General features: G+C 68.1%; 20 protein-coding genes. 10 read left to right on the top strand and 10 right to left on the bottom strand.

The genetic code is table 11. The features are described 5' to 3' along the window. On the top strand, positions 1 to 182 hold a 182-nt coding region (locus ACCD06_RS05735; RefSeq protein ID WP_413339405.1), incomplete at its 5' end, for a hypothetical protein. 47 nt (positions 183 to 229) lie between these two features. Here ACCD06_RS05735 and ACCD06_RS05730 read toward each other — a convergent pair. Beyond that, on the bottom strand, positions 230 to 2,110 hold the full coding sequence (locus ACCD06_RS05730; RefSeq protein WP_413339403.1) for a right-handed parallel beta-helix repeat-containing protein: 1,881 nt from the start codon (positions 2,108 to 2,110) through the stop codon (positions 230 to 232). Between the two features lie 411 nt (positions 2,111 to 2,521). Here ACCD06_RS05730 and ACCD06_RS05725 point away from each other — a divergent pair, with 411 nt between their 5' ends. Beyond that, entirely contained in the window at positions 2,522 to 3,157 is a 636-nt protein-coding gene (locus ACCD06_RS05725; RefSeq protein WP_247882594.1) for a cold-shock protein, read from the top strand. Between the two features lie 72 nt (positions 3,158 to 3,229). Here ACCD06_RS05725 and ACCD06_RS05720 read toward each other — a convergent pair whose 3' ends face one another. Genes ACCD06_RS05720 through ACCD06_RS05710 form a run of 3 tightly spaced genes read right to left on the bottom strand, consistent with a single transcriptional unit; the run spans position 3,230 to position 7,861 of the window. Beyond that, complete coding sequence (locus tag ACCD06_RS05720) at positions 3,230 to 4,942, bottom strand: ShlB/FhaC/HecB family hemolysin secretion/activation protein (protein WP_413339400.1); 1,713 nt, start codon at positions 4,940 to 4,942, stop codon at positions 3,230 to 3,232. Positions 4,943 to 4,974: 32 nt separating this feature from the next. After that, the gene (locus tag ACCD06_RS05715) at positions 4,975 to 7,113 is read right to left on the bottom strand and encodes a CHASE2 domain-containing protein (protein ID WP_413339398.1); all 2,139 of its coding nucleotides are present in this window, start codon (positions 7,111 to 7,113) and stop codon (positions 4,975 to 4,977) included. A gap of 25 nt (positions 7,114 to 7,138) precedes the next feature. Then, positions 7,139 to 7,861, bottom strand: coding sequence for a hypothetical protein (locus ACCD06_RS05710; protein ID WP_136703225.1), 723 nt, complete (start codon positions 7,859 to 7,861; stop codon positions 7,139 to 7,141). A gap of 299 nt (positions 7,862 to 8,160) precedes the next feature. Here ACCD06_RS05710 and phoU point away from each other — a divergent pair, with 299 nt between their 5' ends. The 3 genes from phoU to ACCD06_RS05695 all read left to right on the top strand — a co-directional run bounded on the left by phoU (position 8,161) and on the right by ACCD06_RS05695 (position 11,748). Continuing rightward, positions 8,161 to 8,931, top strand: coding sequence for a phosphate signaling complex protein PhoU (phoU, locus tag ACCD06_RS05705; RefSeq protein ID WP_109157805.1), 771 nt, complete (start codon positions 8,161 to 8,163; stop codon positions 8,929 to 8,931). A 238-nt stretch (positions 8,932 to 9,169) separates the two neighbouring features. Further along, the gene (locus tag ACCD06_RS05700) at positions 9,170 to 10,324 is read left to right on the top strand and encodes an ATP phosphoribosyltransferase regulatory subunit (protein WP_413339396.1); all 1,155 of its coding nucleotides are present in this window, start codon (positions 9,170 to 9,172) and stop codon (positions 10,322 to 10,324) included. A 131-nt stretch (positions 10,325 to 10,455) separates the two neighbouring features. Further along, complete coding sequence (locus ACCD06_RS05695) at positions 10,456 to 11,748, top strand: adenylosuccinate synthase (protein WP_085085621.1); 1,293 nt, start codon at positions 10,456 to 10,458, stop codon at positions 11,746 to 11,748. Positions 11,749 to 11,904: 156 nt separating this feature from the next. Here the strand turns inward: ACCD06_RS05695 and ACCD06_RS05690 are convergent, their stop codons facing one another. Continuing rightward, positions 11,905 to 12,609 carry an SDR family oxidoreductase gene (locus ACCD06_RS05690; protein ID WP_109157800.1) on the bottom strand — a complete coding sequence of 235 codons (705 nt, stop codon included), beginning with the start codon at positions 12,607 to 12,609 and terminating at the stop codon, positions 11,905 to 11,907. A 93-nt stretch (positions 12,610 to 12,702) separates the two neighbouring features. Then, positions 12,703 to 13,155 carry an RrF2 family transcriptional regulator gene (locus ACCD06_RS05685; protein ID WP_085085625.1) on the bottom strand — a complete coding sequence of 151 codons (453 nt, stop codon included), beginning with the start codon at positions 13,153 to 13,155 and terminating at the stop codon, positions 12,703 to 12,705. A 256-nt stretch (positions 13,156 to 13,411) separates the two neighbouring features. Between ACCD06_RS05685 and ACCD06_RS05680 the strand changes: the two genes are divergently transcribed. Further along, on the top strand, positions 13,412 to 14,044 hold the full coding sequence (locus ACCD06_RS05680) for an MBL fold metallo-hydrolase (protein WP_109157799.1): 633 nt from the start codon (positions 13,412 to 13,414) through the stop codon (positions 14,042 to 14,044). Positions 14,045 to 14,253: 209 nt separating this feature from the next. On the opposite strand, the gene ACCD06_RS05675 is transcribed toward ACCD06_RS05680, so the two are convergent. Together ACCD06_RS05675 and ACCD06_RS05670 are read right to left on the bottom strand one after the other, a co-directional pair. Continuing rightward, a complete protein-coding gene (locus ACCD06_RS05675) occupies positions 14,254 to 15,075 on the bottom strand; it encodes a ParB/RepB/Spo0J family partition protein (RefSeq protein WP_136703222.1) in 822 nt (273 codons plus the stop codon). A gap of 139 nt (positions 15,076 to 15,214) precedes the next feature. After that, a complete protein-coding gene (locus ACCD06_RS05670) occupies positions 15,215 to 17,362 on the bottom strand; it encodes a methyl-accepting chemotaxis protein (protein WP_413339392.1) in 2,148 nt (715 codons plus the stop codon). Positions 17,363 to 17,746: 384 nt separating this feature from the next. Between ACCD06_RS05670 and ACCD06_RS05665 the strand changes: the two genes are divergently transcribed. Together ACCD06_RS05665 and ACCD06_RS05660 are read left to right on the top strand one after the other, a co-directional pair. After that, complete coding sequence (locus tag ACCD06_RS05665) at positions 17,747 to 18,223, top strand: rRNA adenine N-6-methyltransferase family protein (protein WP_109150004.1); 477 nt, start codon at positions 17,747 to 17,749, stop codon at positions 18,221 to 18,223. A gap of 12 nt (positions 18,224 to 18,235) precedes the next feature. Further along, positions 18,236 to 19,552, top strand: a complete 1,317-nt coding sequence (locus ACCD06_RS05660; protein WP_413339390.1) for a class I SAM-dependent methyltransferase — start codon at positions 18,236 to 18,238, stop codon at positions 19,550 to 19,552. A 49-nt stretch (positions 19,553 to 19,601) separates the two neighbouring features. On the opposite strand, the gene ACCD06_RS05655 is transcribed toward ACCD06_RS05660, so the two are convergent. Together ACCD06_RS05655 and ACCD06_RS05650 are read right to left on the bottom strand one after the other, a co-directional pair. Further along, positions 19,602 to 21,761: a malate synthase G gene (locus tag ACCD06_RS05655; RefSeq protein WP_413339388.1), complete on the bottom strand. Its 2,160-nt coding sequence runs from the start codon at positions 21,759 to 21,761 to the stop codon at positions 19,602 to 19,604. A 149-nt stretch (positions 21,762 to 21,910) separates the two neighbouring features. Continuing rightward, positions 21,911 to 23,044, bottom strand: coding sequence for a hypothetical protein (locus tag ACCD06_RS05650; RefSeq protein ID WP_413339386.1), 1,134 nt, complete (start codon positions 23,042 to 23,044; stop codon positions 21,911 to 21,913). Positions 23,045 to 23,250: 206 nt separating this feature from the next. On the opposite strand from ACCD06_RS05650, the gene ACCD06_RS05645 reads away from it, so the two are divergent. Both ACCD06_RS05645 and ACCD06_RS05640 read left to right on the top strand, forming a co-directional pair. After that, positions 23,251 to 24,321, top strand: coding sequence for a hypothetical protein (locus tag ACCD06_RS05645; protein ID WP_413339384.1), 1,071 nt, complete (start codon positions 23,251 to 23,253; stop codon positions 24,319 to 24,321). After that, on the top strand, positions 24,318 to 24,743 hold the full coding sequence (locus ACCD06_RS05640; RefSeq protein WP_109074704.1) for a phage holin family protein: 426 nt from the start codon (positions 24,318 to 24,320) through the stop codon (positions 24,741 to 24,743). Before ACCD06_RS05645 ends, ACCD06_RS05640 begins: the two co-directional genes overlap by 4 nt. The last annotated feature ends 6 nt before the right edge of the window (positions 24,744 to 24,749 follow it).

Here is a 24,749-nt window from a genome sequence, read left to right as displayed (position 1 = left end):
CCGATGCAGAAACCGTTGCCCCGCCGAACCTCTGGGGTTCGACAGTCAAGCGCCGGTTTGTCGGGCTTCCCCGTCGCGTGTCGGTCGCTGCCGGTTCGGCGGCGCCGGCGTCGTTCGCGTCGGGAGGCGTCTTATATGCGGCCTCACCCAAACCGCGCAAGACCTTTTTTCACCCCTCATGACGATTTTTTGACCAGGGGGTGCCGGGCCTGCCGGCACCCCCAGCCCGTCAGTAGGCCGCGTGGTCCCAGAATTGGGCCATGCTGCTGTCGGCATGGTAACCGTCCGTCCCCATCGACGACCAGCTGAGGTCGTGGATGCCGTGGGACAGGACCGGGGCGTGATCCTTCAGCGAGTAATCGCCATGGGCGCTGTCCCTGAAGCCGGGATTGAAGACCTCGTCATTCGGGCCGTAGGCGCGACCGGTGGCGGCGACGTTGCCGTCCATGGTCAGTCGGCCGGGGCTGAGCACCTTCCAGTACTGGTTGATCGGCATATCGCCTGCCGCGAGGTTGTGGATCACCGTGTTGTCATGGGGACGGGCTTCGGCTCCGGCTTTCGGCACCCATTCCAGGCGGATGAAGGCATCCTGCGGACGGCTGGCGACGCCGAAGTTGTTTTCCAGCAGATTGTCGTCGCCGCCATGGACATAGATGCCTGCCCAGGCGAAGCCCTTCACGAAGTTGTCGCGCACGACCACGCCGCTGGTCAGGTCGTCGAGCGAGATGCCCCAGCCCTTGTGATCGGTCAGCCAGTTGCCCTTGCCGTCGGTGGCGAGGCCGCCGGTGTCGATCACCTCGTTGCCGCGGATGACCGAGCCCATGTTCTGGGCCGAGCGGCCGAGCATCTCGATGCCGCCGCCGTCGGCGGTCTCCTGCCCGACATGGTGGATCTTGTTGAACTCCACGATGTTCTTGCGGTTCAGCTGGCCGTCGTCCCATTCCTTGAACGACACGCCATAGCGCGGGGCGTCGGTGATGTCGTTGTGGCTGACCAACGTGTTGCTGCTGCCGATGCCGCCGATGCCAGCCCCGCCCTTGGTGATCTGGCCGATATGCTCGATGGTGTTGGCGTAGATCCGGTTGCCGTTGGCGGCATGGATCATCGAAACGCCGCTGTCGCCGAGCTGCTCCATATGGTTGCCGGCGATCCGGCTGTTGTCGGTGCCGTCGAGCGAGACCGCGGTCCCGACATTGACGAAGTGATTGCCGCCGACCGAGTTGCCGTGCCCGCCCTGCATCGACAGCGCCGAGCCGTCATAGCGGGTGTCGGAGAAGGTCAGACCTTCGATGCTGACGTTGCTGGCGTTGCTGGCCTTGATCAGCGTGCCGAGCCGGGCGACGACGACGCCGTCCGACTGGAAGCTGGCGGCATGCTCCGGCTTCACCACCAGCTTGCCGTCGCTGGCGCGCCAGCCGAACTCACCGGCGTCGCGGATCAGCGAGGCGTCGTTCATCACCCGATAGGTGCCGCCGGTACGCAGGGCGTAGGATGCAGCGTCGTCGAGCGTCACCGTGTGGTGATACTGGTCGATCGACTTCACATGCGAGATGTCGTCCCTCAGCCGTTCGGTGTCGAAGGTCTGAACGACCAAGCCGGCATGGGGCTTCAAGCCCGAAGGGATGTCGCCGTTCGAGAAGTTGAAGCTGGTCTTGCTGGCGCTGCTGGAGCTGGCCTTCAGCACGTGCCAGCCGCTGGTCGCGGCATGGGCGGGATCGAAGTCGCCGGTCTGCGCCGCATGCTGGCGCTCACCACCGATGCTGACGTCCAGGCCGTTGGCGGACGAGAGCTTGGCGGAATAGAGGCCTTTACCCTCGTAGGTGAAGCCGGTCACCCGCTCCCCACCGCTCAGCACCGGCGTCTCGTTCTTGTAGGCGAGGAAGCTGTGGCCGTCGTCGTGGGAATCGAGGGTCAGCGTCTTGTTCAGGCGATAGGTGCCGCCACGAACATAGGTGGTGTCGATGTCGCTCGCCCGCATTGCGTCCCGCGCCTTCTCAAGGCTGGCGAAGGGACCGTCGGTGCCGGCGGCGTTGGGAGCGGCGAGCCGCCCGGACCAGCTGTCATTGCCCTTGGTGGACACGAAAAAAGCGGTCTGGTCGGTGGTCGTCATAAGTCATTCCTCCGTTCTGATGAAGGCATGAGTCGTATTTTTTAGTTAAAAATTTATTTACAGCTTAAGTACCTCCGACGGACAGGTTGTAACTGCAAGATCGGCAATTTCCATGCTGATAACGCACCGGAATTTCGTAACGTTCTTGTCCGATTTTGTTTGTGAAACCGGAATGTGGATGGTGATTTGGAATTACACTGCTTCTCTCGCGCAATGCGGGTATGGGCGGAAGCCCAGACGGTTCCGGCAATTGCGGCAAAGTTAAAGGCCATCGCCGCACTGGCAACTTTCTGGAATTTTATGATAAGCTTGCCACCGCCGGGGTCTTGTTCTTGGTCATACAGCGGTGCCGCGCCCAGTTCAGCGTCAGGGCCGCCCTTCCCCGGCTACAGGACGTGAAAGGGACCTGTCTTGAGCGAAGAGTTGAAGAACGTCACCGCGACGAACGTCACCGCGACGGTAAAGTGGTTCAAGCCGGAAAAGGGTTTTGGGTTCGTCCGCCTCGCCGATGGCTCCGGAGAGGCTTTCTTGCACGCTTCGGTCCTGGCCGCCGCCTCCCTGCCCAACCCGGTCGAGGGCACGACGGTCGTCTGCGATCTGGCCCAGGGCGCCAAGGGACCCCAGGTCGTCGCCATTCACTCCGCCACGCCGCCGGAAACCCCGCCGGCCCCGCGTGCCCGCAACCAGCGCCCGCCGCGCGCCACCGCATCGGCCGCCCAGCCGATGGGCCAGCCTCCCGGCATGGGAGCGCAGCCTGATGATGGCGGCGAGGGCTTCGCCCGTCCGCCGAAGCCCCCGCGTGAACGGCGCGAGCGTCAGGCCGAACCGGCCGGTCCGGCCACCATGGCCTACGGCACGGTGCGCTGGTACAATCTGGACAGCCAGTCCGGTCTGATCGAGCCGTGGGAAGATGGCGCGACCGTCTATTTCGACCGTGCGACCCTGCGCCAGTCGGGCCTGGACATCGTCGCCGACGGCGAGGACGTCCGCTACCTGGCCGTCGGGTCGGAGGACGCACCGGTCGCCCAGCGGGTCGAACTGATCTGATAAAGGCATTGCCGGAAACAGCCGCGCGGTGGCGTTCTCAAGCCAGCCGCGCGGCTTTCGGCATGCGCAGACTCAGAACCGCGTCGAGAGTGTGAAGAAGGCGCGCGGGGCGCGGTCCTGCGTGCTGAACGGCGTGGTGATGAAGGGCTTGGCAAGCTCAACGCTGGCGTCGATGCGCCGGAACACGCCGAACCGCAGACCGACGCCAGTCGAGGCGAGGGACCTGCGGCCGTGGCGTGTGCCGCCCTCGTAATTGTAAACCGCGCCGTAATCGCCGAAGCCGTAGGCGACCGCGTAATCCAGCCCCTCCTCCTGGACCGGCAGGATGTATTGCAGTTCCGCCCGGCCGGCGAAGCCACTGTCGCCGGTGATCTCCGACGGGTCGAAGGCACGGCCATACTGCTTGCCGCCGAGGCCGTATTCCTCCGAAGTCAGAAGCTGGTCGGGACTGTATTGCGCCTCTCCGGACAGGGCGAGGACCAGCGAGTCGGTCAGCGGCTGGTTGCGCTGGGCCGAGACCAACAGCTTGCGGAAATCGCTGCGCCCGCCGCTGCGGCTCAGGTTGGCGCCGCCGGATTCCGTGGCGTTCAGGATGTCCAGACCCTTGGACAGTTCCGCCGTCAGCAGGTTCGACCCGCCCCAGCCGTCGGCGAAATCGTAGGAGACGTTGGCGGCGACGATGCGCAGCCGGTCTTGCGACAGCTTGTCGCCAAGCGCATCGGTGCGGCTGTCGCGGATGGTGAAGCTGAGGCCGGCGCGCAGCGTCTCCGTCCGGCTGCGGATGAAGGGATGCGCCACCGCGATGCGGCCGGAGGTGGTCAGGCTGTAGAGATCGAGCGGCCGCACGCTGTCGCCGGGCTGCGACCAGGAGCGGCGGACGCCATACTCCACCGTCGTGCCTTCAGAATCGATTGGCACCAGTTGCCCAACGTCGAAAAAGCGCAATTCACGGATCTGCGGGGTGACGATGCCCTGGGCGGTGGTGCGCTCGAACAGGCCGAGCTGGTCCTCGACGCTGGCGACGCCGGTCAGCTGGAACGGACCGATCGAGCGGGTGCCGCGGTTGTCGAGCGACAGGAAGCCATTGAAGGGCGTGCGCTCCAGCGCCAGCGTCAGGCGCGAAGCGCCGGGTGTGTCCGGCGACGCCTCCAGCACCGTCTTCACCGCGACGCCGGGAAGGTCGTCGGCCAGCAGGACATAGCGCTCCATATCCGCCATGCGCAGCGGACGGGAGGCCTTGATTTTCTCCCCCATCCGCCGCAGCAGGCCGAGCCGGTCGGTCGCGTCGCCCTGGACGACCACCTCGTCGACATAGCCCTCCACCACCTGCAGGCGGACGACGCCGTCGCGGATGCGCTGGGCCGGCACCACCGCCTGGGACAGCACATAGCCGTCGTTGCGGTAGCGCGCGGTGATGGCGTCGCGGATGGCGTAGAGGTCGGCCAGGGTGATCGGCTTGCCCAGCTTGTCGCGCCACAGGACGGACAGACTGTCGCTGTCATAGACGCTGTTGCCGTCGATGCGGACCTCTCTCAGCGTCAGGGTGATGCGCTCGGCATCGCGGGGCGGCGGCGCCTTTTCCGGCGCCGGCATTTCGATTTCCGGCTTGGATTGCGGCACAGCCGGCCGTTCGAAGCGCTGCTCCAGCCGGTTGGGGTCGAGCGAGGGCGGCAAAACCGGCGGCACCGTCTGGGCCAGCACCGGCAACGGACAGGCGGCGCCCACCAGCAGCAGGGCGGACAGGCGGGCGAGCCGATGCAGGCGTCGGGGCACGGAAGTGGGCATGGCAGTTCGGGACACGGCTTATCGTCGTCCGGCTATTTGTCGGTGAGGGCGGTGACGCCGGCCCAGTCCGGCTCGGGAGCCAGGCCGATGCGCTTTTCCGCCTTGTGCAGCATCGCCAGGGCGGCACCGTCGCCGGCGGCCAGCACGCCGAAGCCGGCGGCGGCGGCCTCGAACCGGCCGGCGCGCCAGTCATCGAGGGCGGCGGCGTAGGCGGCGCGCTGGGCGCGGTCCTCCGGATCGGCGCGGCGGGCGTCGGACAGCGGCTCGAACACCTCGACCGGTTCGCTGCGGCCGACGACCTGCACGATGTCGAGCGCGCGGAAGGCCTCCGGGTCGCCATGGTGGCGCATGGTCTCGCCGCTGACCATCAGGACGGTGTTGTAGTATTTGTTGGCGCCCTCCAGCCGCGAGGCCAGATTCACCGTGTCGCCCATCACCGTGTAGTTGAAGCGGCGGGGGGAGCCGATGTTGCCGATCAGCGCCGGGCCGGTGGCGATGCCGATGCGGTTGGAGCCGCGCCCGCTGGCCGTCGCCAGCAGGGTCGGGTCGTCCGCCATCGCCTGACGCATCGCCAGGGCGGCCGCCACCGCGGCGCGGGCATGGTTGTCGATGGCATAAGGGGCGCCGAACACCGCCAGAACGGCGTCGCCGATGTATTTGTCGACGAAGCCGCCATGCGCCTCGATGATGTCGGTCATCACGGTGAAATAGCGGTTCAGCACGGCGACAAGGGCTTCCGGCTCCATCCCCTCCGACATCTTGGTGAAGCCGGCGATGTCGCAGAACAGGATCGACAGGTCGCGCTCCTCACCGCCCAGGCTGGGCGACTGGCCCGACGCGATCATATCGTCGATCAGCGACCCCGGCAGATAGAGCTTGAAGGCGTTGCGGATGTGCCGCTGGTCGCGGTCCAGAACGGCGAAGCGCAGACCCAGCGCCAGCGGGAAGACCAGCAGCGCCGCCAGCGCCGCCTGCAGATAGGGCAGGACCAGCCCGCCCTGGAAGGCCTCCACCGCCACGCCGCTCCACCCAGCCAGCAGAAGGAGCAGGCCGAATGCCGCCACCGGCGGCCGGGTCGCCAGCGTCACCACGGCGGCCAGCCCGGCCAGCAGTAGGACCAGCGCCGCGGCAGCCGGCCGGCCGGTCTCCGCCAGCGCATCGTGCGCCATCAGGTTGGAGATGGCGGCGGCATGGATGTAGACGCCGGGAATGCTGTCGCGGATGCGGCCGGCGACATACAACTCGCTCATCACTGGCAGGGCGCAGCGTTCGGGAAGATTCATCCCCTCCGGCTTGGTGACCCAGCGGTTGGAGGAGAGCTTGCGGTCCTCCACGTCAAGCACCGTGCCGACCATCACCGCCTTGCCCTTGAAGTGGCTGGCGAAAAATTCGGTCTTGCCGGCCTCGGCGCAGGCGTACAGGTCGGCCAGCGAATAGGTCGGGATGGCGCCGGGCGCGGTCGCATGGTTGACCAGCAGCCGGTTGCCCTCCCCGCCCGGAATCCGGTAGCCGGCCAGGGTGGCGGAGCCGTCGGCTCCCCATTCCAGCGGCGCCCTCAGCGCCCGCGACGCCACCTCCACCGCCATGCCCGGCTCGGCCTTCGGCTTGCCGTCGGGACCGGCCACGGTCAGCGTCAGCGGCACACGGCGCAGCACGCCGTCGGCATCCTCGACCAGATTGACCGAGCGGACGTTGTTGACCCCGGCGGCGATCATATAGCCGCGGTAGGGCATCAGCGGATCGCTCTGATGCTGCACCTTGGCCAGCACCAGCCGCCCCTCCTTGCCGCCGCGGCGCAGGGTCAGCAGGTAATCGCGCTCGAATCCGGGGATCAGCGTCTCGACCGAGGTCGGGTGGACGAGGTCGAGGCCAATGGCCGCCGCCCCGCCGTCCAGCATAGCGCCAAGCACGGTGCCCAGCCGCGGCCCCCACAGCGCCTGCGGCGTGCCGGCGAAGGGCGGGCGGCGGTAGGTCTCCTCGTCGATGCCGACCACCACCACCGGCGACGGGTCGGGCGCCGGCCGGGAGCCATGCAACCGCTCCCGCAGCCAATAGAGGCTGTCGATCGACGGTCCCTGCAACGAGGACGAGGCGGCCAGCACCAGAAGTGATGCCACGACCGGCGCCACCGCGCCGAGCAGGACCAGCCGGACGCGCCGGGGCAGCCTCATCCTATTCAACGGTCGTGCCCGCCGCTCAGAAGCGGATCAGGCGGCCGAGCGCCGGACCGCCGCCGGCCGCGGCCTTCTCGTCGATCTTCACGATGAAGGACTTCTGCCCGGCGGAAACCTTGTAGAGGCCGCCCGCCTCCAGCCCGCTGCCCTTCTTGGCGGTGTCCAGCGTGGTGCCGGGGACATTGACCGTGGTCAGCGCGATGCCCTGCACGTCCAGCCGGTCGATGGTGACCGGGCCGGGAGCCGACAGGATCAGCACCGGATGGGTCTTGAACAGGGTCAGGTCCGGCTTCGGCAGCGGCGCCTTCATGCCCGGCAGGGCGATGGGCGCGCTGCGGAAGACGGTCACCCCCGCCTTGCCCGCCTCGTTGGAGGCCAGCAGCAGCTTGCCGCCGTCGCAGGGCAGCGTGTGGCGGTCGATGCTGCCGCCCTCCACCGCCGACTCGCGGGCGCCGACCGTCACCGAACCGCCGGTGATCGTCTCGTTCACGCAGGATTCCAGATAGCTCAGCGTCAGCGTCTGCCCGGCCTTCAGCGCCACGCTTCGGCCGGCCGCCAGATAATCCATCGGCTGCACGCCGTCGACGCCATCCGACACATCCTCAACCAATGCGGTGGGAGTGCCTGCGGCCGGTGCCGGATCGGCGGCGAGCGCCAGCGGCGACGCAGCCAGCAGAAGCAGGGACCCTGCGGCGATGGCGCGGCCGGGCATCCGAAGGACAGGCATCTGGAACGCGACGGACATGGAAAACGGCCTCCCGGTCAGTGCAGGGGGATTTACCCCATGCGGACGGTTTCAATACGGCTCCGTACCCTTTAGCGAAGTTACCGAGTTACTTCAAATCCAATACGTCGCCGGCAGCCAGGGTCACAGCGATAGCGCCAGTAAAGACCGACCGTCCAGGTGACACAGGATTGTCAAGGAAGTGAAATAAACCCGCCACACCGGCGTCATGACCACAGGCTAATATACACGTCCGGCGCGTGGTGGCCCTGCGGGCTGTGGCGGACAGACCGGACATCATTGGAGCGTCGCGACCGAACATGGGCACCGAACACATCGTCCGCTCCTTCGCGCAGGAATTGCAGCGCCTGTCCAACCTCATCACCCAGATGGGCGGCGTGGCGGAGGCGCAGGTCGAAGCGGCGGTGAAGGCGGTGACCCGCCGCGACGTCGGGCTCGCCTCGCAGGTGATGCAGGCCGATGCCCGGCTCGACGCCTACGAACGCGACATCGACGCCGAGGCGGTGCGGCTGCTGGCCCTGCGCCAGCCGATGGCGCAGGACCTGCGCGAGATCGTCTCCGCCCTGAAGGTCTCCGCCGACCTGGAGCGGATCGGCGACTATGCCGCCAACATCGCCAAGCGGTCGCTGGCGCTGGCCCAGGTGCCGGTGGTGCGGCCGGCGGCCGGCATCCCGCGCATGGGCCGGCTGGTCGAGGCGATCCTGAAGGAGGTGCTCGACGCCTACATCGAGCGCGACGTCGACAAGGCCATCGCCGCCTGGGAACGCGACGAGGAACTGGACGACCTCTACACCAGCCTGTTCCGCGAGGTCCTGACCTATATGATGGAGGATCCGCGCAACATCACGCCCTGCACGCATCTGCTGTTCATGGCGAAGAATCTGGAGCGCATCGGCGACCACGCCACCAACATCGCCGAGATCATCCATTTCCTGGTGGTCGGCTCGCCGCTGACCGTGCTGCGCCCGAAGAACGACGGCAGCAGCTTCGCCGTGGTGTCCCCCGCCGCTTCGGACATCGACCTGCCGCTCCCACCCGACGAAGACGCCGGTCCGGCCGACGCAGGCTGAAGTCCGGTTGCCACCAGCGCCCTCTCCCGCCCCGGGAGAGGGAGACCCCGCGCCCTCAGCTTTTCTGCCCATCCGCCTGCGACGGATTCGCCCACGCAAGGCCCGCGCAGGGGAGATACCGCCACCGTGCGGGGCTTTTCCGTTTGCATGCGGCGCGGGTGTCGGGTATTAGCCCGCCCCGTGTGCCCGACATTCGCCGCGGCATCCCTGTCCCTGCCTGCAACGAGACACGCTGGTCATGCCCGCCGACGCACTGAGCTCCGCCCTGCTTCCCGCCGGACTGCACGACGTGCTGCCGTCCGAAGCGGCGCATGAGGCGGCCGCCGTCGAACGCCTGCTGGCGGAATTCGCCGCGCAGGGTTACCGCCGCGTCGATCCGCCCCTGGTGGAGTTCGAAGAGAATCTGCTCTCCGGCCCCGGCGCGGCGATGTCCAAGCAGACCTTCCGGCTGATGGACCCGCATTCGCAGCGCATGATGGCGGTCCGCGCCGACATCACCCCGCAGATCGCCCGCATCGCCACCTCCCGCCTGAAGAACGAGGCCCGGCCGCTGCGCCTGTGCTACGCCGGGCAGGTGCTGCGGGTGAAGGGATCGCAGTTGCGCCCCGAACGCCAGTTCACCCAGGTCGGCGTCGAGCTGATCGGCGCGCTGGAGGCAGAGGCCGACGCCGAGGTCGTCCTGCTGGCCGTCCAGGCGCTGACCGCCATCGGCGTGCCGCACCTGTCGGTCGACCTCTGCGTGCCGACCATGGTCTCGCGCATCTGCGCCGGGCTGGGTCTGGGCGAGGATGAAATCCGCCAACTGCGCGCCGCGCTCGACCGCAAGGACTCCGCCGCGGTGGCCGCGGTCGGCGGCCCGGCGGCCAAGCTGCTCGAAACGCTGATGAGCGCCTCCGGTCCCGCCGACCGCGCCATGCAGGCGCTGGCCGCCCTGCCGCTGCCGGAGGGCGCCGAGAAGGACCGCCGCCGGCTGACCGACACGCTGGCCCTGCTGCGCGCGGCGATGCCCGATCTGACGGTGACCATCGATCTGGTGGAGCATCGCGGCTTCGAATACCAGACCGGCCTCAGCTTCACCCTGTTCTCCCGCGCCGCGGGGGAGTTGGGCCAGGGCGGACGCTACCGCGCCGGCGCCCAGGGCGAGGACCGCGGGGAGCCGGCGACCGGCTTCACGCTCTACATGGACACGCTTCTGCGCGCGGTTCCGGCGGCCAAGGCCCCTGGCCGGGTGTATGTGCCGCATGGCAGCGGTTGGGAGACGGCGCGCAGGCTGCGGGCCGACGGATGGGTGACGGTCGCCGGGCTCGCCCCGGTGGCCGATGCGGCCGCGGAAGCCAAACGGCTCCAGTGCGGCCATTGGCTGGCCGGCGGGGACGTCAAGCCGGTCGGATGACCCTGGGTTCAAGTGACTTGAGTTCAAGCGAGTTGGGTTCAGGGTGAACGGACCCCCACGCCGCGCGGATGGTACCCTGCGGTGGATCGGGCGGTTGAGCGGTTCCTTTTGAAGTTTTGCGGAGACGAGAGATGGCCAACGTTGCGGTGGTCGGCGCCCAGTGGGGCGACGAGGGCAAGGGCAAGATCGTCGACTGGCTGTCCAGCCGGGCCGATGTGGTGGTGCGCTTCCAGGGCGGTCACAACGCCGGCCACACGCTGGTGATCAACGGCGTCGAATACAAGCTGAGCCTGCTGCCCTCCGGCGTGGTGCGCCAGAGTAAGCTGTCGGTCATCGGCAACGGCGTCGTCTTCGACCCGTGGGCCTTCATCCGCGAAGTCAACGCGATCAAGGAAAAGGGCGTCTCCGTCACCCCGGAAAACCTGATCGTCGCCGAGAACGTGCCGCTGATCCTGCCGGTGCACAGCGCCCTGGACAAGGCGCGCGAAGAGGCCAAGGGCGCCGGCAAGATCGGCACCACCGGCCGCGGCATCGGCCCGGCCTATGAGGACAAGGTCGCCCGCCGCGCCATCCGCCTGTGCGACCTGACCGACGACGCCGTGCTGGTCGAGAAGGTCGACGCCCTGCTGGCCCACCACAACGCGCTGTTCCGCGCGCTGGGCGCGCCGGAGATGACCCCGGCCGACATCCTGGATCCCCTGCGCGAGATCGCGCCGCAGGTGCTGCCCTACGCCGCCGTCGTCTGGAAGCAGCTGGACGAGCTGCGCCGCGCCGGCAAGCGCATTCTGTTCGAAGGCGCCCAGGGCACGATGCTGGACATCGACCACGGCACCTACCCGTACGTCACCTCCTCCAACACGGTGGCCGGCAACGCCGCCGCCGGCAGCGGCATGGGTCCGCGCGCCGTCGGCTATGTGCTGGGCATCTGCAAGGCCTACACCACCCGCGTCGGCTCCGGCCCCTTCCCGACCGAACTGCTGGACGACATCGGCGAGCTGATCGGTCAGAAGGGCAAGGAGTTCGGCGTCGTCACCGGGCGCAAGCGCCGCTGCGGCTGGTTCGACGCCGTCATGGTCCGTCAGGCGGTCAAGACCGGCGGCATCGACGGCATCGCCCTGACCAAGCTGGACGTGCTGGACGGCTTCGACGAGATCAAGGTCTGCGTCGGCTACAAGCTGGACGGTAAGGAGATCGACTATTACCCGTCGAACGCCGGCTCCCAGGCCCGCGTCGAGCCGATCTATGAGACCTTCGAAGGCTGGAAGGACACCACCCGCGGCGCCCGCTCCTGGGCGGAGCTGCCGGCCCAGGCCGTCAAGTATGTCCGCCACATCGAGGAGCTGATCCAGGCCCCGGTCGCCCTGCTGTCGACCAGCCCGGAACGCGACGACACCATCCTGATGACGGACCCCTTCGCCGACTGATACGGCGGGGAGTTCCCCAGCAAAAAGGGCCGGCGCTTCGCCGGCCCTTTTCCGTTTCGGAGAACGTAATACAATCAAGGACTTCTCCGGCCGTCATTCCCGCGAAGGCGGGAATCCGGCCGGCTCAGCGACGCATCAGTTGTCTGCGGCGCCAGCTCAAACCGAGCGCGTCAGCCCGCCATCGACCCGGATGTTCTGGCCGGTGATGTAGCCGGCGCCCGGCGAGGCCAGGAAGGCCACCGTCGCCGCGATCTCGTCGCTGCTGCCGTAGCGCTGCATCGGCACGCTCTGGCGCCGCTCCTCGGTCCCGGGCAGGCTGTCGATCCATCCCGGCAGGACATTGTTCATCCGCACATTCTCCGCCGCATACTGGTCGGCGAAGATCTTGGTGTAGGCGGCCAGCCCCGCCCGCGCGACGGCGGAGGTCGGGAACATGGCGCTCGGCTCGAACGCCCAGGCGGTGGAGATGTTGACGATGGAGCCCGCCTTCTGAGCCACCATGATCGGCGCCACCAGCCGGACCGCCCGCACGACGTTGAGGAAATAGACCTCGATCCCACGGTGCCAGTCCTCGTCGCTGATCTCCAGCAGCGGACCGCGCGGCCCATGGCCGGCGCTGTTGACCAGCGCGTCGATGCGCCCCCAGCGCTGCATGGCGGCATCGACCAGCCGCTTCAGGTCGTCGTTGGACTGGTTCGACCCGGTGACCCCGATGCCGCCCAACTCATCGGCCAGCGCCTCGCCCTTGCCGGAGGAGGACAGGATCGCGACCTCGAACCCGTCGGCCGCCAGCCGGCGCGCGGACGCCGCTCCCATGCCGCTGCCCCCGGCCGTGATGACGGCCACCTTCACCTCGGACATCCCTATCCCTCCCTGACAAATGGTTGGCCCAACCATACGGGAGGGCTGCCCGCCGCCTCAAATGCGATTTCAGCGGGGCGGCTGGCGGGACGGTCAGATGTCGAAATTGGCGGCGATGCTGCCGGTCGACTGGCGGTGGCGCAGGGCGTCGGCCAGCGTGCGGTTGTCGAGCACGGAGGCGGTGGCGTCGCGGACCTGCAGCATCAGCCAGCGGACCGAGCAGGTTTCCGTATCAATGCAGTCCTCGCACGGCTTGAAGGATCCCTTGCTGGCGCAGGGGAGCGGGGCGAGATGGCCGTCGATCAGGCGAATCACCTCGCCGAAAGTGATCTGTGCGGCGGGGCGGGCGAGCCGATAGCCGCCGCTCTTGCCGCGCTTGGCAAACAGGATGCCTTCCTTGCGCAGCTCGACCAGAATCGCTTCCAGGAATTTGCGCGGGATGTTCTCGCGCTCCGCGATGTCGGCGATCAGGATCAGGTCGCCGGTGTCCTTCTCCGCCAGCATGATGAGGGCACGCAACGCATATTTGGCTTTCTGCGACAGCATTCCGGCGGAATCCGTTTATTGCGGCGGCGGATGGTTGATCCACCCCCGATCTAAAGCTTCGGTGGTTAACATTTCGTACCGGCCCGGTATTCCACCCAAAGGCGTGTTCCCGCCGGACGCCCGGACCTTAGCCAGTTTCGCCGCCCATTGCGACCGGCTTTGCGCGAATGGTTTGCGGCATCCGGCGCGGGCGCGTTAAGATCCCTCGGCCCACAGGGTCATTCCGCCATTTTTCCGCAGAGCCGAAGGTCAGGACATGCAGTACGCCATCGTTCCGGTCACCCCGTTCCAGCAGAACTGCACGGTGCTCTGGTGCCCCGAGACGATGAAGGGCGCCGCCATCGATCCCGGCGGCGACCTGGACCGCATCCTGGCGGCGGTGAAGGCGAAGGGCGTGACGCTGGAGAAGATCCTGGTCACCCACGGCCACATCGACCATGCCGGCGCCGTCGCCGATCTGGCCGACAAGCTGTCGCTGCCGATCGAGGGGCCGCACCGCGACGACCAGTTCTGGATCGACGGCATGCCGATGCAAAGCCAGATGTTCGGTTTCCCGCCCGTCCGCTCCTTCACGCCCGACCGCTGGCTGGAGGAAGGCGACACGGTGACCGTCGGCAACCAGACGCTGGAGGTCCGCCACTGCCCCGGCCACACCCCCGGCCACGTCGTGTTCGTCCACCGGCCGTCGAAGCTGGCCATCGTCGGCGACGTGCTGTTCCAGGGCTCGATCGGCCGCACCGATTTCCCCAAGGGCAATTACGCCGACCTCATCGCCTCGATCCGCGACAAGCTGTTCCCCTACGGCGACGACATCGCCTTCATCCCCGGCCACGGGCCGATGTCGAATTTCGGCGAAGAGCGGCTCTACAATCCGTTTTTGAACGATTGAAGCTCAGGTTGGCGCGGCGTTAGACCCCCACCTATCCTCCCCCGCTCTCAGCGGACCTATGGTCCGCCTGCCGCGTCAGCACAAAGCATAGCTTTGTGCGAGAGCTGGGCGGGGGAGGGACTACTGCTCTCTCCCGAACAAGCACTTGCCCCCTCCCCCGCCCAGCGGGGGAGGGATGGGGTGGGGGCAAACCGCCCCAACCACTCCCCTCAATCCACCATCGGCTCGTCGCCCAGCAGAAGGTCGATGCGGCGGCGCAGGCTGATCAATTCGCGGCGCTGCATGTCGTCGACATAGGCGCGGTGCTCGCGCGGATCGCCCAGACGGGCGGTCGCGCGGCGCAGCGCGTCGAGGAAGCGGCCGACCGCCGACATGGTGCGCAGCGACGGTTCCTTGGCGGCGTCCTTGCGGCTGCGGGCGGCCTGGACGGTGCCGTCGCCGGCCTTCACCTGCTCCCACAGCGCCATCTGCTCGTCCAGATCCTTGATCCAGGCGATCTCGATCAGGGTGGAGCGCGAGACGTCGTGGTGGGCGGCGGCATATTCCTGCTTGATCGTCTCCGGCAGGCTGTTCAGCCGCAGGGTGTGGCTGACGTTGCTCTGGCTCTTGCCGATGATGCGGCCGAGCTGTTCCTGGGTGTAGCCGAAGCGGTCGATCAGGCGGGACAGCGCCTCCGCCAGCTCCAGCGCGTCCAGATCGACGCGCTGCACATTCTCCACCAGGGTCAGTTCGTCCGGATTGCCGGAGGTGACCAGCGCGTAGATGGTCGCCAGCCCCAGCATCTCGTGCGCACGCAGCCGCCGTTCGCCGGCGACCAGCCGATGGCCGCCCACGACCTCCTGCACCAGGATCGGCTGCTTCAGCCCGTAATGCGCAATCGAGTCGGCCAGACTCTGCATCTCTTGCGGGTCGAAATGGCGGCGCGGCATGCTTGGATTGCGCATCACCCGTACGACGTCGAGTTCCAACAGCCGGGGCGGCTTGCCGGTATCGTCGAACAGATCCGAATGATCGGGTGCGAGCGTCGGCATGTCGTATCCAGGTTCCCTGTTCACCATTCCTTCCGGCTTCGCAACCGTGCCCCGTCCATTGCGGCGCTGTCAACGGCGCAGTGAGAAGAAAAGGGGAACAGGGAATTGTGGCTTCGCCGTCGCCGGCCAAGTCATCCCATCACGCCGCCTTGATGTCGGCCAGGAAACGTTCGATCTCCGCCCGGAGATGTCCGGCCTGCCGCGTCAGATCCTGAGACGAGGTCAGCACCTCTTCGGCGACCGTCTTGGTCGTATCGGCGGACCGCGCCACGCCGTCGATGATCGCGGTTACCGATTGCGTCGCCTTCGCGGCCTGTTCGGCGTTGGCGGCGATGTCCATCGTTGCGGTGCCCTGCTCATCGATGGCGTTGGCGACGATGCCGGAGATGCGGCCCATATCCTCGATGACACGGGCGATCTCGCCGATGGAGGCGGCGGCTCCGTCCGTCACCGACTGCATCGTGCCGATCTGGCTGCCGATCTCGTCGGTGGCCTTGGCGGTCTGGGAGGCCAGATGCTTGACCTCGTTGGCGACGACGGCAAAGCCTTTGCCCGCTTCCCCCGCCCGCGCCGCTTCGATGGTGGCGTTCAGTGCCAGAAGGTTGGTCTGCGCCGCGATGTCGTGGATCAGTTGAACGACGGTGCCGATGCGACCGGCGGTCTCCACCACCACGCGCATGGTTTCGCCCGCCTGCGCGGCGGCGCCGATGGCGGCCTGGGTGATGCGGCCCGATTCCTCTATGTGACGACCGATGTCGCCGATGGAGGCGCGCAGCTGGTTGGCGGCCGACGCCACCGTGCCGACGTTGCTCGCCGTCTGATCGGCCGCCGCGGCGACGCTGGTCGCCTCGTGCAGTGTCCGGTCGGCGCCGTCGCTCATCGACCTGGCCGTCGTCTCCAGCCCGCCGGCGGCGCTGGCCACCGCGCGGACGATACCGCCGACGCGGGCATCGAAGCCGTCGGTCACCTGTTCCAACTGGCGGGTCCGTTCCTCGCGCAGGGCGCGGATCCGCTCCTGCTCCATATGGAGGTCGTCGGCCTTGATCAACGCCTCCTTGAACACCTGCATGGCGCCGGCCATCCGTCCGATCTCGTCGTGGCGCTCCTGCGCCGGCACGTCGAGCCGGCGTTCGCCCTGGGCCAGACGCTGCATCGCCTCGCACATCGCCGACAGCGGACGGGTGATGCCGCGGGCGAACAGGATGCCACCGATGCAGATGACCAGCAGCAGGGCGGCCCCGGCACCGATCATCTGGTCGCGCATCGAATGGACAGGCGCCAGGATCTCGTCAACAGCCGCCTCCGCCAGCACCAGCCAGTGGACGCCGTTATGGGTCATCGGCCGGTAGGCGGTCAGTGCCGGACCGCTGCCGGCGAAGTTCGTCGCCTCCAAAACCCCGGTGTGGTCGGAATCGCCTTTGATGGTGCCCATGGCGCCGCCCTCATAGGGCGTCAGCACCGCCATTCCCTGGGCGAAGCGGGGCGTGCTGCGCAGCTTGCCGTCCTCCCCGACCAGGAACGTATCGCCGCTGTCCCCCATGCCGCCGGTGGCGCGCATGATGCGATCCAGCCCGTTCGGCTCGATGCGGAAAACCAGGGTGGCGAGTATCTGGACTCCCCCGTTCGGCAGGTGCAACGCCACCGGAGCGGCCAAGAAGGCCGATGCTGCGCCATCGGCCGGCGCGTAGGCGCTGAAATCGACGATCCGGGCCTCATCCTGCTTGGGATCACGCTTCACCGAGTCGGCCAGGGCGGCGAGCGGACCTTCGGCCGGCTTGCCGAAATCGCCGCCTTTCGCGGCGCTATAGAGCACAGCCCCGTCCTGCGACAGCAGCAGCACGTCGGCCAACCCGCGGCGCAGCATCAGATCAGCCATCCAGGACTGCAGCCGGAGATGCGCCATGTCGTACATGGTGTTCATATCCGGCTTCTCGAGCTTGTAGCGCTCGGCCGGCGGGTTGGGGTTGTCATCGACATAGCGCTTGCGCAGCAGAGTGCCGGGGTCGCCTCGGTCGGCCTCGACTCTCCAGCCGTTGCCCAGCGCCACCGCGGCATCGCGCATTGATCGCGTGTTCGCCGTGAGGACGATGTCGCCCTCCAACCCCTCCAGATAGGACTGGACGCTGGCGGCGCGGGCGTCCGCCAGCGCCACCAACTTGTCCTGTGCCGCCGTGCGCAGCCTGTCAGTGGCCGCGGAATAGGCGAAGCTGCCAAGCAGCAGTGCCGTCAGCACCGCCGATCCGACCACGGCACCAGGGATCTTGTGACGCAGAAGCAATCTTCTCAAGGTTGTGCTCCTCCCATGCAAAGCGCCGGTTGGCCCGGCTTGACTGGCGTGACGAACAGCCGCTCCTGCCCGCCGGACATTTCCCATCCGACCGAGCCGCTGGACGTTGCGTCGCCTACGTACAATTCTATGTGCAAACCATTAACAGAATCCGTCACATCCTTTTAATCGTTTTGTTAAACGATCGTTCAAAATCCATTCGGCTGGCGCAATGAAACGTAACTCAGTAGAAAGGGTTGATGCAGAGCCGAGGAATTGATCCGGCGTCTGTTGGGAGGTCGGTCGATGTCACTTGCTGAACGCAAGCTCTTTGTCGAGCGCTGGATTCGCTCACCCCTGAAGGTCGCGTCGGTAACTCCAAGCGGTCCTGAACTGTGCCGGGCCATGGCAAAGGCCGCCGGTTGCAGTCCCACGAAGCGGGTGGTGGAGTTGGGTCCGGGCACCGGTCCGGTCACTTCGGCGCTGCTGGCCCATGGCGTCACCCCAGACAATCTGCTGATGGTGGAACTCGACCCCGCCTTCGCCGACCATCTGTCGATCCTGCACCCCAACGCCACCGTGGTGCGCGGCGACGCGACGCGGGTCCACCGCATCGTCCAGGCCCATGGCTGGGAGTCTTGCGACGCGGTGGTGTCGGGCCTGCCGCTGATCGCCATGCCGCTGTCGGTCCAGGCCCGGATCGTGCGCGGCGCCTTTTCCGTGCTGGCGCAGGACGGCGTTTTCGTGCAATTCACCTATGGTCCCTTCGCCCCGGTGAATCCGGAACTGATCCGGCGGCTGCGGCTGAAGCCGCGGCGCCATGCCTGGATCGCCCGGAACCTGCCGCCGGCGTCGGTGTGGACCTTCCGCCGGCTGCCCTGACGACGAGTCATTTTGACCGCTGACACTGTATTCGACGAAGCGCGCGCCCTGATCGACGCGCGCCGTTACCGCCCCGCCCTGCGCCTGCTGCGCGGCGATGCCCTCCCCCACGGCCTAGAGCGGCTCCATTTGCTCGGTCTGGCCCATCTCGGCCATCGCGACGCCCCGGCGGCCATCGCCTGCCTGCGCCGCGTCCTGGCCGACCGGCCGGACGATCCGGACCTGCTGTCCTCCCTGGCCCGCGCCCATCAGGCCGACAACGCCCCCTTCCCCGCCGTCCGCTGGTTCGAGCGCGCCGCCCGCGTCACACCCGGCGACGCGGCACTCACCGCGTCCCTGGCCGGAGCCCTTCGCCGCGACGCCCGCTATGGCGATGCGCTCGCCCTGGCCCGGACGGCGATCCGCGGTGGCGACACCTCGCCCGACATCCGCTACGAGGCGGCGATGGCCGCGGCCTATCTCGGCGAGGATGCGGAGTCGCTGGCCCATTTCGACGCTCTGCTCGCCGACGATCCCGAACATGCCGCCGCGTGGTTCGGCAGCCACGCCCAGGCTCTGCACCATCATGGCCCCGAGGAAGCGCTACGCCGCCTGCGCCGCGCCACCCGCTGCGGCGGCGCCAACGGCAAATATTGGGGTTATCTCGCCGCCACCCTCCGGCTGCTCGGCCGCACCGCAGAGGCCGATGCCGTCGAAGCTGCCGAGATCGGCGACAACCCGAAGCGCCGGCCGCTGCCCGACGGCGCCAGGGCGCTGCTGCCGAAGCTCTCCTCCGACTTCCGCCTGTTCGGCAACAGCGGCCGGCTGCTGCGCCACGCGCTGGCCTGCGCTACGACTTCGGGTCTGGTTCTTGAGTTCGGCGTGCGGCGCGGCACCTCGCTCAACCACATCGCCGACGTGGCTGGGCAGGAGGTCCACGGCTTCGATTCGTTCGAGGGACTGCCGGAGGGCTGGGTGAACTCCCCCCGCGGCGTGCTGACCACCGGCCGCCAGCTGCCGCCGGTGCGCGACAACGCCCGGCTGCATGTGGGATGGTTCGAGGACAGCCTGCCGCCGTTTCTGACGGCTCATCGGGGGCCGGTGCGCTTCGTCAATGTCGACAGCGACATCTACGCCTCGGCTCGCACCGTGCTGACCGCTCTGGCCGACCGGGTGCGGCCGGGGACCGTCATCGTGTTCGACGAGTATATCGGCAACCGCAGCTGGCGCGACGACGAGTACCGGGCGTTCCAGGAATTCGCCGCGGAGAATGCCGTCCAGTACGAGTATTTCGCGGCCAGCCCCTACACAAAGCAGGTGGCGGTGCGGGTGCTGGGGATCGGCACCTGAGCAAGGGCTGCGGCGGAGGGGATGGTACCCCTCCGCCGCAAATATCAACTCACCCCGCCGCCTTCACCTGACGACGACGCGCATGCAGGACAGGCTCGGTGTAGCCGTTCGGCTGGACGCGGCCCTTGAACACCAGATCGCACGCCGCCTGGAAGGCGATGCTGCCGTCGAAGTTGCCGGCCATCGGCTTGTACAGCGGGTCGCCGGCATTCTGCTTGTCGACGACGGCGGCCATGCGCTTCATGACCTCCATCACCTGGGCCTCGGTGCAGATGCCGTGGTGCAGCCAGTTGGCGATGTGCTGGCTGGAGATGCGCAGGGTGGCGCGGTCTTCCATCAGCCCGACGTCATGGATGTCCGGCACCTTGGAGCAGCCGACGCCCTGGTCGATCCAGCGCACCACATAGCCGAGGATGCCCTGGGCGTTGTTCTCCAGCTCCTGCCGGATCTCATCCTCCGACCAGTTGGGGCGGTCGGCGAGCGGGATGGTCAGGATGTCGGACAGGGCGGCGGCCTGCCGCTTGGCCAGCTGGTCCTGGACCTCGGCCACATTCACGGCGTGATAGTGGGTGGCGTGCAGGGTGGCGGCGGTCGGCGACGGCACCCAGGCGGTGTTGGCGCCGGCCTTCGGATGGCCGATCTTAGCGACCAGCATGTCGGCCATCAGGTCGGGCATCGCCCACATGCCCTTGCCGATCTGGGCGCGGCCCTTCAGCCCGGCGCGCAGGCCGACATCGACATTGTTGTCCTCATAGGCCGAGATCCACTTGGTGGCCTTCATCGCCGCCTTGCGGACGACCGGGCCGGCCTCCATCGAGGTGTGGATCTCGTCGCCGGTGCGGTCGAGGAAGCCGGTGTTGATGAACACCACGCGGTCCTTGGCGGCGCGGATGCACTCCTTGAGGTTGACGCTGGTGCGGCGCTCCTCGTCCATGATGCCGACCTTGAGGGTGTTGCGGGCCATGCCCAGCAGGTCCTCGACGCGGCCGAACAGCTCGTCGGCGAAGGCGACCTCTTCCGGCCCGTGCATCTTCGGCTTCACGATGTAGACCGAGCCGGCGCGGCTGTTGCGCAACCCGCCCTGCGCCTTCAGATCGTGCAGGGCGATCAGCGAGGTGAAGACGCCGTCGAGGATGCCTTCCGGCGCCTCGCTGCCGTCGGACAGCTTGACCATGTCGATGGTCATCAGGTGGCCGACGTTGCGGACCAGCAGCAGGCTGCGGCCATGCAGGGTGACGCTGCCGGTCGGCGTGGTGTAGACGCGATCCGGGTTCAGCTTGCGGACGATGGTCTTGTCGCCCTTGGGGAAGCTGGCCTCCAGCGTGCCCTTCATCAGGCCCAGCCAGTTGCGGTAGGCGACGACCTTGTCCTCCGCATCCACGGCGGCGACGGAATCCTCGCAGTCCTGGATGGTCGACAGCGCCGCTTCCAGCACGACGTCGGCGACGCCGGCCGCGTCGTCCTTGCCGATCACGCTGTTGCGGTCGATGCGGATTTCGATGTGGGTGCCGTTCTGGACCAGCAGCACGGCCGACGGCGCCGAAGCCTCGCCCTGCCAGCCGACGAAGGCGGCCTTGTCCTTAAGACCGGTCTTGCCGCCGCTCTTCAGCGTCACCGCCAGCGTGTCGCCCTCGACCGCATAGCCGGTGGCGTCGGCATGGCTGCCCTCGGCCAGCGGAACGCTGTCGTCCAGGAACTTGCGCGCCCAGGCGATCACCTGCGCGCCGCGGGCGGCGTCATAGCCGCCGGCCGCCGGGGTGCCGGGAATGGCATCGGTGCCGTACAGCGCGTCGTACAGGCTGCCCCAGCGCGCGTTGGCGGCGTTCAGGGCATAGCGGGCGTTGGTGATCGGCACCACCAGCTGCGGCCCGGCGAGATAGGCGATTTCCGGATCGACATTGCCGGTGCCGACGGCGAAGTCGCCGCCCTCCGGCACCAGATAGCCGATCTCGCGCAGGAAGGACTCGTATTCGGCCTGATCGAAGAGCTTGCCGCGGCGGGCGGTGTGCCACGCGTCGATCTGCGCCTGCAGGCTGTCGCGCTTGTCGAGCAGAGCCTTGTTGCGCGGCGCCAGCTCGTGCAGGAGCTGGTCGAGGCCGGTCCAGAGACGGTCGGCGTCGACACCGGTCCCCGGCAGCGCCTCGTCATTGATGAAGTCGTACAGCGGCTGGGCGATTTCGAGGCCGCCACGGCGGATCCAGTTGCTCATCTCGTTGCGTGTCCCATTCTCTTGCGCTCGGTTCGCAGACTCCTCTCCGGGAGTCTTGGTTCATCGGTTATCGCGTCTTCCGCGCGAGCCGGTCAACACAATGTCGCACCGCAGCGTATGGAGAAATGGTAGCAGGCGGCCTATCACGGTCAGGCCAGCAGATTCAGCGCCGCGGCCGGCTGAACCGCCGGATCGGCGGCCGATGGCAGGACCGGCGTCTCCGCGCTCTCCGCATCGCCGCCGCCGAGCAATCCGGCCACGGCAAGGGCGTCACTGGACCCGAACGCCGCGGCGCGCAGGGCGTTGACCTCCTTCTGGGCGGCGTCGACCATCTTGTCGTCGGCCTTAAAGCCCTCCCGCCGCTCGCGCCGACGCTTCTCGGATTCGTCCAGCATGTTGGCGGCCTTCGCCTCGCCGATGATGCGCTTGGACGTGGCGAGCACCCCCTCCACCCGTTGGCCGAAGGCGTCGGCCTCGCGATAGCGCGACATCTTCATGGCGTTGTCGGCCATCAACTGCTGGATCATCGCGCTACGGCCGCCGGTCCCGGCCGTCGTGGCGGAAGCCGGGTCGGACCCGCCCAGCCCGCCCCCGTCCAAGCCGGACAGCACATCCTCCACCAGCCGGGCGATGTCGTCGGGCAGCTTGCCGTCCTGCCCCGCGACCCCGCCTGCGGAGTCCGCCTCCGCTCCGGCATCCGCAGCCATCAGATCGGCGGCACTTTCCGCCGATGCCCCCTCCCCCGTCGAAATGCCGATGGTCAGCGTCACCTCGGTCTGCTGCAGGGTCAGGCTGGTGGTGCTGCGGGTGATCGTCGTCTCCGACGACAGCATCGAGCCGCCGGTGGCGGTGGCGGCATCACCGGGAAGCCCCATCTCGGCCGCGGCCTTGATGCCGGCACCATACTCCTTGGCGGCACGCCCGGCCTCGCGCGCCAGCAGCGCCGCCTCCCGTGCCAAGGCGGCCAGCTTCTGCGGATCGCCCTGGGCGAAGCGCATCGCCAGCTTCAGTTCCTCGATCCTGCGTTCGACCTGTTCCAGCCGGGCGGCGGCCGACGCCTTGGACCCGCCGACCCGCTTCGCCTCCTCCAGGGCCGCCTGGGCGGAGGCATGGTCGCTCTGCCACTTGGCGGAGGGCTGGGTCAGCGCCTGCGCCCGCTCGGCCTTCTGGGCGAGCTGCCCCTGGGCGTCCTTCGCCTGAAGGTCCTTTTCCCAAGGCTTCTTCGCCTGTTGAAGCCGAAAAAGTCCGGCCTGTCCGTCGGCCACCACGCTGAAGACGCTCATGCCGCCACCCTCCGGCCGGGTCGCACCAGGATACTCCCGGCAAAGTTTAGCACATTGGTGGTGACTGTCCATTTCGCGCAGCGGCTGCGTGGAACCCCGAAGGCTTGGCTGGTGTTTCCCTCCCGACACCCGATTCCGCAACGGGCGGTTTGATGCCGCAGGCGCGGAGCCGCGGAATACCGGAATCCCCGAGGAGGAAAGACAAGATGCCGAACCGCGACATGACCGGCACCGGCGGACCGAACCCGACCGGCTCCACCACCGGAAGTTCCACCGCTGGAAGTTCGACCGCCGGCAGCTCCACCATCGGCAACAGCACGTCCGGTGGACGCAGCGGCGTCGAGGATATCAAGAAGACCGTCAACCGCGCCGCCGACGACGCGATGGCCACCGGACGGGAGACGCTGGGCAATGCCCAGGGCCGCATCCGCTCGCTGCTGGAACAGCAGACCGGCCGCGCCGCCGACCAGCTGGGCGGGGTCGCCAACGCCCTGCACAAGGCTGCCGAGCAGTTGAACGAGGAGAATGGCGGCGTGGTCGCCGATTACGCCGAGCAGGCGGCCAGCCGCGTCGAGCGGGTCGCCGACATGCTGCGCGACGCGAATGTCGACGACATCGTCGGCGAGGTCGAGGGCTTCGCCCGCCGCCAACCCGAGGTGTTCATCGGTGCCGCCTTCGCCGTCGGCTTCCTCGCCGCGCGCTTCATCAAGAGCTCCGGCGAGCGGCGCATGCACCGCGCCTCGACCTCGCTGCGCGGCAACACCCATCCGTCGCAGTCCGTGCGCACCGCGCGTGGCTCGGCCTACGACACCGGCCGCGATATGAACCGCGATATGGGACGCGGTTCCAGCCCGAGCCGCGGCATGGCCGGTGGCATCGCCGAGTCCGTCAGCCGCAGCACGCCGTCGCACAGCGCCGACACGCCGACGACCGGGTCCTCCGCCGTCAACACCGGCAGTCTGGCCGGCCGCATGGAGTCGGAGCGCGCTTCGGAGCGTCTGGGTGAGCCGAAGCCGGCCGCCGGCCGCATCGGCATGCCTCTCTCCACCGCCCCGGCCTCCGTCACCGGCCGCGGCACCGGGTCCACGCCCGAAACGGCGCTCGGCACCAGCACTGTCGGCACTCCCGGCGGCACGACCGGCAGCGCCGGCAGCGCCATGAACTCCGGCGCCACCGGCGTCGGCGGCACCGGCAACACCACCGGCACCAGCGGGACCCAGGGCGGGGCTGCCGGGACCACCTCCTCCACCTCCAAGCCGCAGGGACAGCGTCCATGAGCGCCGCCGAGAACCGCTATGACGAGCCGCGGGATCCGCGGCAGGACCGGCCGCTCGCCGGCCTGTTCGCCGATCTCGCCCGCGAATCCGCCAACCTTGCCCGATCCGAGATCGCGTTGGCGAAGGCCGAGCTGACCGACAAGGCCACCGAGGCCGCCGGCGGCGTGGCCTTCATCGCCGTCGGCGGACTGATCGCCTTCGCCGGCGTTCTGGTCCTGCTTGCCTCCGCGGTTCTCGGCCTGTCCAACGTCCTGGCTCCGTGGCTGTCCGCGCTGATCGTCGGCGTGGTGGTTCTGTTGGTCGGCGGCATCCTTGCCTATGTCGGCAAGAACCGGCTGAGCCCCGCCAACCTCCGCCCCCGCCGCACGATCAACACGCTGGACGAGGACAAGCGTTGGGCCAAGTCCCAGCTTGCCCGCTGAGGGGCC

The sequence above is a fragment of the Azospirillum sp. CT11-132 genome, from assembly GCF_047302835.1.
Classification (GTDB): Bacteria; Pseudomonadota; Alphaproteobacteria; order Azospirillales; family Azospirillaceae; genus Azospirillum.
Note: the sequence above shows the minus strand (reverse complement) of the source record. Positions and strands in the feature narration are given on the sequence as shown.

Bases quoted from the DNA above. Each gene is read 5' to 3' on its own strand.
- ACCD06_RS05650 (WP_413339386.1), bottom strand. From the start codon at position 23,044: ATGAGCGTCTTCAGCGTGGTGGCCGACGGACAGGCCGGACTTTTTCGG.
- ACCD06_RS05715 (WP_413339398.1), bottom strand. From the start codon at position 7,113: ATGAGGCTGCCCCGGCGCGTCCGGCTGGTCCTGCTCGGCGCGGTGGCG.
- ACCD06_RS05665 (WP_109150004.1), top strand. From the start codon at position 17,747: ATGGCAAAGGCCGCCGGTTGCAGTCCCACGAAGCGGGTGGTGGAGTTG.
- ACCD06_RS05700 (WP_413339396.1), top strand. From the start codon at position 9,170: ATGCCCGCCGACGCACTGAGCTCCGCCCTGCTTCCCGCCGGACTGCAC.
- ACCD06_RS05690 (WP_109157800.1), bottom strand. From the start codon at position 12,609: ATGTCCGAGGTGAAGGTGGCCGTCATCACGGCCGGGGGCAGCGGCATG.
- ACCD06_RS05695 (WP_085085621.1), top strand. From the start codon at position 10,456: ATGGCCAACGTTGCGGTGGTCGGCGCCCAGTGGGGCGACGAGGGCAAG.
- ACCD06_RS05640 (WP_109074704.1), top strand. From the start codon at position 24,318: ATGAGCGCCGCCGAGAACCGCTATGACGAGCCGCGGGATCCGCGGCAG.
- ACCD06_RS05675 (WP_136703222.1), bottom strand. From the start codon at position 15,075: ATGCCGACGCTCGCACCCGATCATTCGGATCTGTTCGACGATACCGGC.
- ACCD06_RS05720 (WP_413339400.1), bottom strand. From the start codon at position 4,942: ATGCCCACTTCCGTGCCCCGACGCCTGCATCGGCTCGCCCGCCTGTCC.
- ACCD06_RS05680 (WP_109157799.1), top strand. From the start codon at position 13,412: ATGCAGTACGCCATCGTTCCGGTCACCCCGTTCCAGCAGAACTGCACG.
- phoU (WP_109157805.1), top strand. From the start codon at position 8,161: ATGGGCACCGAACACATCGTCCGCTCCTTCGCGCAGGAATTGCAGCGC.
- ACCD06_RS05730 (WP_413339403.1), bottom strand. From the start codon at position 2,110: ATGACGACCACCGACCAGACCGCTTTTTTCGTGTCCACCAAGGGCAAT.
- ACCD06_RS05710 (WP_136703225.1), bottom strand. From the start codon at position 7,861: ATGTCCGTCGCGTTCCAGATGCCTGTCCTTCGGATGCCCGGCCGCGCC.
- ACCD06_RS05655 (WP_413339388.1), bottom strand. From the start codon at position 21,761: ATGAGCAACTGGATCCGCCGTGGCGGCCTCGAAATCGCCCAGCCGCTG.
- ACCD06_RS05685 (WP_085085625.1), bottom strand. From the start codon at position 13,155: ATGCTGTCGCAGAAAGCCAAATATGCGTTGCGTGCCCTCATCATGCTG.
- ACCD06_RS05645 (WP_413339384.1), top strand. From the start codon at position 23,251: ATGCCGAACCGCGACATGACCGGCACCGGCGGACCGAACCCGACCGGC.